The organism is Verrucosispora sioxanthis, from assembly GCF_010560025.1.
Lineage (GTDB): Bacteria > Actinomycetota > Actinomycetes > Mycobacteriales > Micromonosporaceae > Micromonospora > Micromonospora palythoicola.
The window spans coordinates 1,092,968-1,099,403 of record NZ_SAIY01000001.1 but is presented as its reverse complement, the minus strand read 5'-3'; the positions used below and the strand labels follow the sequence as shown (position 1 = coordinate 1,099,403).

The following is a 6,436-nucleotide window of genomic DNA, read 5'->3' as shown; positions in this document are numbered from 1 at the left end:
CACGGCGTCGATCACCCGGGCGGCGTCCTGCGGGTCGCGCAGCGACTCGGCCTCCAGGCGCAGGGCGGTCAGCGGCGTACGTAGCCGGTGCGACAGGTCGGCAACCTGTTCCCGCTCCTGCACCAGCAACTCCTGGATCCGGCCGGCGAGATGGTTGAGCGCGCCGCCCACCTCGCGCAGCTCCGCCGGCCCGGACGGCTCCACTCGCGCGTCCAGTTCGGCGTTGGCCAGCCGGTGCGAGACCGCCGACAGCTCGCCGATCGGGCGGACCAGCGTGCGGGCCAGGCGGTCGGCGACGGCCAGGGCGATCAGCACCAGCAGCGTGCCGAGCAGGGCGAGCACCAACCAGGCACGTCCCACCCCGGCGGTCATCTCCGCCCGTGGCACCACGGTGCGGATCACGGTGGTGCCGTCCGCGCGGCCCTGCACCGCGATGACCACCTCCCGGCCGTCGGCCGTCTCGGCGGTGAGGCTCTGCCCCCGCCCGGCCAGCTCCACCGCCGGGGTGCGGGTGGCGGACGAGCCCAGCACCGTGCCGTCCGGCAGGAACACGCTGACCGGCCGGGCCGATTCGGCGGCGAGCTGTTCGACGGTCAGCCGCACGGTCTCCGGGTCGGCGGTGCCCACCACGGGAGCGAGGCTCTGTGCGTCGGCGGTGGCCCGCACCGTCGCCCGGTCCTCGGCGGCGGTACGCAGCAGCAACGCCAGCGGCACCAGGAAGGCGATCACGATGAGGACGCTCACCGCGGCGACCAGCAGTGCCAGGCGGGCCCTCACCCGTCGACCTCGGGGGTGACCAGGCGCACCCCGACCCCGCGTACGGTGTGCAGGTAGCGCGGACGCTGGGCGCTCTCGCCGAGCTTGCGGCGCAGCCAGGACAGGTGCACGTCGACGGTCTTGTCCGCCCCGCCGTACGGGATCTGCCACACCTCGGTCAGCAGCTCCCGTTTGGTCACCACCTCACCGACCCGGGTGGCCAGATGTCGCAACAGGTCGAACTCGCGCGGGGTCAACTCGACCGGTTCGCCGTCGAGGTCGACCTGCCGGGAGCGGGGGTCGATCCGCAGACCGCCGACCACCACCGTCGGATCCTCCGGCTGCCCGCCGGGTCCGCGGCGGAGCACCGCGCGTACCCGCGCGTCGAGTTGGGCGGCGGTGAAGGGTTTGACTACGTAGTCGTCGGCACCCGCGTCGAGCACCCGGACGATCTCCCGCTCGTCGTCGCGGGCGGTGGCCACGATGACCGGTACGGCGCTGACGGCCCGCAGCATCCGCAGCAGCTCACGGCCGTCCAGGTCGGGCAGCCCGAGGTCGAGCACGACCAGATCGGGACGGTCGTCGAGGGCGTCGCGCAGCCCGGTCATCGCGGTGGAGGTGGCGGCCACGGCGTGTCCCCGCTCGCGCAGCGCCCGCACCAGCGGGGCACGGATGGTCAGGTCGTCCTCGATCAGCAGCAGGCGGGCCACAGCAGGCAGGGTATCCCCGGCGATCGTCACCGGCCGGCGTCGTTAACCCTCCCTTAGCGTTGCCCGAAGGTCACCCCAACCGCCGATCGGGGATAGTCGGGTGATGGGCCGTCGAACCTTGCTCGCCGTGGCCGGATGGCTGGCCACCGCGGTCGTCGCCACCCTGATCGGGCTCGCCGCGATCCGGTTGGTCGGTGAGAGCCTCACCGGGACGCCCGGTGGGGTCCGCAGCCAGGAGGAGATCGCCCGCGCGCTCGCCGAGCCGGCACCGGGTACCGATCCGCCCGGCAGCGTGCCGACCGGCGCTCCGGCCCCTGGCAGCACCACCACCGGCTCCGGCCCGGGCGGGTCGCCGTCCAACCCGGTGCCGCCGGCCGACCCGAGCGCGGATTCGGGCGACCGGCGCGGCTTCTCGACGCTGGGCGGCAGCGCGGTGGCCGAGTGCCGGCCCGACGGGGTCTACCTGGTCTCCTGGAGCGCGCGACCGGGCTACCGGGTCGACGACGTCGATCGTGGCCCGGACGACGACGCGGACGTGACGTTCGTCGGCCCGAGCGGCGAGTACGAACTTTCGGTGCGGTGCGTGGGCGGGGTGCCCACGCTCGATGTCGACGACTGAGCCACCCGCACACTCGGACGTCGCCGCAGGTCAAGTCCATGATCGATATGTCGAGTGTCCTTGATCGGACAGCCGATCGCCTGGCTACCGGCCGGGAACGCGACATACGTTCGAGGCACAAAGGGGGCTGATCGGCGCTGATCCTCCTTTAGTCGCCGCAACCAACTCAACATGCCAGGGCCGCTCGACCGGGCCGGGGAAGGAGTCCGATGTCCAGCGCGAGAGCCAGGAGCGGAGGGGTTCCCCAGCCGGTACCGGGGGACGAGGCCACGGCCCACGCCGAGGCCGAACACACCACCTGCGCCGGCGCCGGCATGCCACTGACCGCGAGGGTGCTGTTCGCCGTGGTCAGCGCCGATGGTCTCCTGGTCCGCGGGCTGGGGGCGGCGGCGGCCAACCGGTTGCGGACAGGGATGTACCAGGTGGTGTTCGACCAGGACGTCACCGGTGCCAGCCTGGTCGGCACCGTCGGCCTCACGGGTAGCTCCGGGCTGGCCCCCGCCGGTCAGATCGCGGTTGCCGGGCGTACCGGCATTCCGAACGCCGTCTTCGTGACCACCTTCGACGGTGCCGGGACGGCCGCCGACCGTCCCTTTCACCTGGCCGTGCTCTCCTGAGCACCACCGCAGGCGCAGACGAGCGCGCGGCGCCGTTGACCCGAGGGTCGAAACCGCGCCGCGCTCGGCCGTCTCCCACCGCCGCAGCCGTACGGCGGTACGTCAGCGGGGACCTGGCATGACCGGTCGAACCGGTCGTCGTGTCGATCCCCGATCGGCATCGGTCCAAACCCCGGGGCGGCGGTCAATTCCGCCATCTGCGAAGTGCGGCGTGGCGCGGCCCCGGATGGGGTATGTGTCGGGACATGGAGCACTTCACTATCGCGACCGTCGCCGAGAAGAGCCCGGACTTCCGGCGCGTGCTGTGGACCGGGAAGCACACCCAGCTGGTGATCATGACGATCCCGCCGGGCGGCGAGATCGGTGAGGAGGTCCATGAGGACATCGACCAGATCCTGACCTTCGTCAGCGGCACCGGCGAGGCGCAGGTGGCCGGTGAGAAGCGTGCGGTGGTGCAGGGCGACCTGGTGGTCGTACCGGCCGGCACCCGGCACAACTTCGTCAACACCGGCCCGAACCCGCTGGTGCTGTACACCGTCTACGGGCCGCCGGAGCACGCCGACCAGGCCGTGCACCACACCAAGGAGGAGGCCGACGCCGCGGAGGCGGCGGGCGAGGACGAGCCGCCGACCTCCTGACCGTCCCGCCGGCCCGGCTCACCCGGGCCGGCGGACCTCTTCGGGCCGGATGAGCCCAGGAATTCCGGGTACGCCGAGCGCATGGAGCAGCCGGCGATCTCCGACTACGGATACCTCTCCGACTGCCGATCGGGGGCGCTGGTCAGCCGGGCCGGTTCGATCGACTGGTGGTGCCCGCACCGGTTCGACTCGCCGTCGGTCTTCGCGCGGCTGCTCGACCCGAACGGTGGCCACTGGCGACTGGCACCGGTGGCCGTGGGACACACCGGGCATCGGGTGCAGCGCTCGTACCAGCCGAACACCCTGGTCCTGCGTACCGTGCACCACACCGCGGAGGGCAGCGTCGCGGTCACCGACGCCCTCGCCGCCGAGGAGGGTGCCCGCGCCCACGAGATCGGCATGCGCTCGCCGGCCGTGCTGCTGCGCGTCGTCGAGGGGCTCTCCGGCCGGGTGACGATGTCCCTGGACTACCGGCCGCGACCGGAGTACGGCCTGCTCACCCCGTACCTGCGGGAACTGCCGGACGGCGCGGTGGCGAGCGTGGCCGGCTCGATGGCGCTGGTACTGCGCTGCACGGGGTTGCCCCTGCGCGTCGAGCACGACCGGGTCCGGCAGACCTTCACCGTCGACGAGGGGCAGGTGCTCGGCTTCGATCTGGCCTACGCGCCGGCGTACGGCGCGGAACCGGCCCGGCTGGACCCGGTCCGCGCGCTGACGGACACCGTGCTGGCCTGGGAGGCGTTCCGCGAGAGCCACCAGTACCAGGGGCGTTATCCCGAGGTGGTGCGGCACAGCGCCACAGTCCTCACCGGTCTCACATACGCCCGCAGCGGCGCGGTCGCCGCGGCGGCGACCACCTCCCTGCCGGAACGCATCGGCGGCGACCGCAACTACGACTACCGCTTTTGCTGGCTGCGGGACTTCGCGATGACCATGCGGGCCCTCTGGGTGGCGGCCTGCCCGACCGAGTCGTCCCGTCTGTTCGAATGGGCGGCGCGCTCGATCGGTCGGGTCGGCTCCGATCCGGTGCCCGTGCTGTTCGGTCTGCAAGGGGAACGTGACGTCTCCGAGCACGTCTGTCCCCACCTGGCCGGGTACGCCGGGACCGGACCGGTGCGTATCGGCAACGACGCCTGGCGGCAGCGGCAGCTCGACGTGCCGGGCGAGGTCATCTCGGCGGTGTGGCGGTTGCACGACTACCTCGGCGACCAGCTACCCGTGGACCTGCGTGACATGGTGTTCGGTCTCACCGAACAGGTGGCGGCGACCTGGCGACTGCCCGACCGGGGTATCTGGGAACAGCGCGACCGGGAGCGGCACTACCTGTCGTCGAAGGCGCTCTGCTGGGTGGCGATGGACCGGGCCGTGCGGTTGGCCCCCCAACTCGGCGAGCGGGCGGACGTGCGGCGCTGGGCCGGCATCCGGGACGAGATCCGGGCCACGGTCCTGCGGGACGGCTTCGACGAGCGTCGCGGCGCCTTCACCGGTGCCCTCGGGTCGCCGGAACTGGACGCGGCGGCCCTGTACCTGCCGGTGGTGGGCTTCCTGCCGGCCACCGATCCACGGATGCGGGCGACCATCGAGGCGATCGAGCGGGAACTCGGCGGTGCCGACGGACTGGTCCACCGCTGGGAAGGCGACCCGGCGGGCTTCGTGCTCTGCTCGTTCTGGCTGGTCGAGTGCCTGGTGCTGGCGGGCGAACGGGAGCGGGCGGCCCGGCTGTTCGAGCGGGTGAGCGGGCACGCCAACGACGTCGGGTTGTTCAGCGAGCAGATCGACCCGGTCACCGGGGCACACCTGGGCAACACGCCGCAGGCGCTGTCCCACATCGGTCAGGTGAACGCCGCGTGGCGGCTGACCGACCCCATCCTCGACTGACTGTGAGGCGCGCCGTCGCGTGTCAGCGTGGCAGCACCGGTACGCCGGAGACGTCGATCGTCTCCGGGTACTTCACCCCGGCACCGGTGTTGAGCACGACGACGCGTTCACCCGCCCGGATCCAGCCGCCGGCCCGCAGCCGGCGCGCGGCCGTCAGACAGGCGGCACCCTCGGGGCAGAGCAGCAGCCCCTCGCGGGCGGCGAAGTCGCGCAGATCGGTCAGGATCTCGGCGTCCTCCACCGCGATCGCGGTGCCGGCGGTGGCCCGCAGCGCGGCGAGGATCAGCTCGTCGCCCAACGGCGCCGGAACGGTGATGCCGAACGCCACGGTGTGAGCGTCCTCCCACGGCTGCGCCCGGTCGTCCCCGGCGGCGAACGCCCGTACGATCGGCGCACAGCCGGTGGCCTGCACCGCCACCAGCCGGGGCAGTTTGTCCTCGACCCAGCCCAGCTCCCGCAGCTCGCCGAGCGCCTTGTGGATGCCGATCAGCCCCACGCCGCCGCCGGTCGGATAGATGATGACGTCGGGCACCTGCCAGCTCAGCTGCTCGACGATCTCGTACCCCATCGTCTTCTTGCCTTCGAGACGGTACGGCTCGCGCAGCGTACCGGCGTCGAAGACGGTGCCCTCGGCAGCCGCGACGAGCGCGGCCACCTGGCGCCCGGCGTCGCCGATCAGCCCGTCGACCAGGCGCAGGTCGGCACCGGCGGCCACGCACTCCCGGCGGCAGATGGTCGGTGCGGACAGCGGCATCACGATGGTGGCGCCCAGCCCCGCCCGGGTCGCGTAGGTGGCCCACGCCGCGCCCGCGTTGCCGTTGGTCGGCATGGCGATCCGCCGGATGCCCAGCTCGCGGGCCCGACTGACGCCGACGGCGGCACCGCGCGCCTTGAACGAGCCGGTCGGGGTCAGCCCCTCGTCCTTGACCAGCAGGTCGTCGACGCCGATGTCCGCGCCGTACGCCGGTGCGCGCAGCATCGGTGTCCATCCCTCGCCGAGGGTGGTGACGTTCCGTGGGTCGGCGACCGGCAGCAACTCCCGGTAACGCCACAGGTCGGCCGCGCGCAACCCGAACCGCTCCGGCTCGATCGCCCGTGCCGCCGCCGCGAGGTCGTAGCGCGCCAGCAGCGGCGAGCCGCACTCGCAGAGATTCTGCGGTACGGCGGCGTCGTGCTCCCGGCCGCAGCGCGGGCACTCAAGGTGGGTCAGATACACGC

At 72.7% G+C, this 6,436-nt stretch carries 7 protein-coding genes; 4 read left to right on the top strand and 3 right to left on the bottom strand.

What is annotated here, in order from left to right; translation table 11 throughout:
* The coding region (locus ENC19_RS05125; protein ID WP_164445918.1) for a HAMP domain-containing protein at nt 1-777 on the bottom strand (777 nt) is incomplete at its 3' end.
* Nucleotides 774-1,466, bottom strand: coding sequence for a response regulator transcription factor (locus tag ENC19_RS05120; protein WP_164445917.1), 693 nt, complete (start codon nt 1,464-1,466; stop codon nt 774-776). The genes ENC19_RS05120 and ENC19_RS05125, both read right to left, overlap by 4 nt.
* Nucleotides 1,467-1,569: 103 nt before the next feature.
* Here ENC19_RS05120 and ENC19_RS05115 point away from each other — a divergent pair, with 103 nt between their 5' ends.
* From ENC19_RS05115 to ENC19_RS05100, 4 genes are all read left to right on the top strand, one after another.
* Complete coding sequence (locus ENC19_RS05115) at nt 1,570-2,085, top strand: septum formation initiator (protein ID WP_164445916.1); 516 nt, start codon at nt 1,570-1,572, stop codon at nt 2,083-2,085.
* Nucleotides 2,086-2,294: 209 nt separating this feature from the next.
* Nucleotides 2,295-2,702 carry a hypothetical protein gene (locus ENC19_RS05110; RefSeq protein ID WP_164445915.1) on the top strand — a complete coding sequence of 136 codons (408 nt, stop codon included), beginning with the start codon at nt 2,295-2,297 and terminating at the stop codon, nt 2,700-2,702.
* 245 nt (nt 2,703-2,947) lie between these two features.
* Complete coding sequence (locus tag ENC19_RS05105; RefSeq protein WP_164445914.1) at nt 2,948-3,340, top strand: cupin domain-containing protein; 393 nt, start codon at nt 2,948-2,950, stop codon at nt 3,338-3,340.
* 81 nt (nt 3,341-3,421) lie between these two features.
* The gene (locus tag ENC19_RS05100) at nt 3,422-5,218 is read left to right on the top strand and encodes a glycoside hydrolase family 15 protein (RefSeq protein WP_164445913.1); all 1,797 of its coding nucleotides are present in this window, start codon (nt 3,422-3,424) and stop codon (nt 5,216-5,218) included.
* Nucleotides 5,219-5,240: 22 nt separating this feature from the next.
* On the opposite strand, the gene ENC19_RS05095 is transcribed toward ENC19_RS05100, so the two are convergent.
* Complete coding sequence (locus ENC19_RS05095; protein WP_164445912.1) at nt 5,241-6,434, bottom strand: threonine synthase; 1,194 nt, start codon at nt 6,432-6,434, stop codon at nt 5,241-5,243.
* Between the last annotated feature and the right edge of the window lie 2 nt (nt 6,435-6,436).